Annotated in this window: 2 protein-coding genes; one reads left to right on the top strand and one right to left on the bottom strand. The window is 32.9% G+C overall.

The features are described 5' to 3' along the window. Positions 1 to 335: 335 nt before the first annotated feature. On the bottom strand, positions 336 to 962 hold the full coding sequence (locus KCG35_RS25030) for an HNH endonuclease (protein ID WP_215822573.1): 627 nt from the start codon (positions 960 to 962) through the stop codon (positions 336 to 338). Positions 963 to 1,484: 522 nt separating this feature from the next. On the opposite strand from KCG35_RS25030, the gene KCG35_RS25025 reads away from it, so the two are divergent. Beyond that, complete coding sequence (locus KCG35_RS25025; RefSeq protein WP_309227495.1) at positions 1,485 to 1,817, top strand: GFA family protein; 333 nt, start codon at positions 1,485 to 1,487, stop codon at positions 1,815 to 1,817. Positions 1,818 to 1,840: the final 23 nt, after the last annotated feature.

Genomic DNA, 1,840 nt, shown 5'->3' with positions numbered 1-1,840 from the left:
GTCAACCTAAAAAAACTTCGGAATCGAGTCATAGGATATTTATACTTTCCCTGAAGTAGGGTTATATCCGTTGTTCCTAGCATCGTGCATCAGTACAAAGACTTTAAATCGCTTTTATTGTCTATCACTTTTCAGGGTTAGTAAATCTACTTCAAATTAAGCTGCGTTAAATATACCACTTAGTCGGTAAAATGGTGGCTAATTTATAAATATTTAAGTTTATATACTACTCAAGCAATACAGTAAAGCTATCTCCCCCGTCCAGAGTGACAACTTTTTTTAAATCCATTACCAAAAGGTAATAATGTAGTAAAATTTAAATCATGTAATATTTTTTAATTTAAACAACGTTGTTCAATTACACTAATACTTTTAGCCTCTTCATCATCCATCGTTAACTGATACTTTTGTTTTATATACTTCCACTGCTTAACATAATCACATTGATAATCCCATTTTGAAGGCATCCAATTTGCCGGATCTTTATCTCCTTTTTTTCTGTTAGCCGAGTTTTCTACCGCTAATAAATTTTCAAAATCATTTGCAAATGATCTTTTCTGCTCTTTACTCCATACACTCGCACCGCTTCGAAAAGCTTCTTTAAGTGGTACGATATGATCAATATCTAAATCTCTTGGATTAGTGAATACTAAACCTGTATAGGGACACCGCCAAACACCGTATGTCACTTTACAACCTTTAGCAGACAAACCAGCATTTTCTGCATCACGCAAAAGAATCTCATTTCTGGTGTTTTGACAATCTCTATCTGCATCGATCCAATGAGGCCAATTTTTTCTATCATACTGCTTTACCATTAAACTAAAACAGGGTTCTCTGTGACAATGATACACCCCTGTCGATGTATCCATATGCCCTCCCTTTGCATCTAGCCCACCAGGATGGGCATTGGCATTTATTGTTACTAATAAAGCAACTACCGAAAGGCTTATTTTTTTCATAATTATCATCCATTCAAGTAAACGTTTTTATTTTAAGTAGGGTATAGTTGATAAATTATGGAAACCGCCAAACATATATAAAAATTTAGATAAATGGTTACATTAAACACTTATCAATAATAACAGACTAATAAAGAATTAAAGCAAATTACTACTTACTCTTTAATCCTTCACAATAAATAAAAATTAGTAATTTCTTTTTTTGTGTAAAAATACTAAAACTTAGCTGTGAATATTTTATTTTTAATTTTCTTTGTGCCTATCACAAAACACTATATTGGTTTTATAACGACCTTAAAAATATATACTTCAGCGCACCTCTAAAAATACACTTTATCAAAGTGATTGGGATTTTTTTTCATTAGTCGATATCTACCCCAATAAACGCAACATGTTTACTTAATGCTTTATACGCACTATGATTTATTGCTATAAAAATTATATGGCCTTAAAATAAATGATTAAAATGGTTGGTAATACAGTCACACAAAGCTTCTTGTCATTGTAGTGCAGTGGGGAGTGGTGTTAGAACTGAGTCTACCCAATGGTATTATTGATCCACGACGCTGTGATTGCTCTATATGTCGTAGAAAAGGCGCAATAGTTGCTTCTGCTCCACTTTCAGGCATAAAAATAATAAGAGGTCAAGATAAGCTAACGCTATATCAATTTAATACAAAAACAGCCAAACATAATTTCTGCTCTAACTGTGGTATTTATACTCATCATCAACGTCGATCAAACCCTGAGCAATATAGATACAACGTAGGCTGCCTAGAAGGTGTCAACCCATTTGAAATAAAACAAGTAACAACTAATGATGCTATTAACCACCCTGCAGACCAATGTCATTAACTTAAGGAAATTAGCGTATAGTT

It is taken from the genome of Zooshikella harenae (genome assembly GCF_018837975.1).
Taxonomy (GTDB): domain Bacteria; phylum Pseudomonadota; class Gammaproteobacteria; order Pseudomonadales; family Zooshikellaceae; genus Zooshikella; species Zooshikella harenae.
This window is presented reverse-complemented; position numbering and strand designations above follow the sequence as displayed.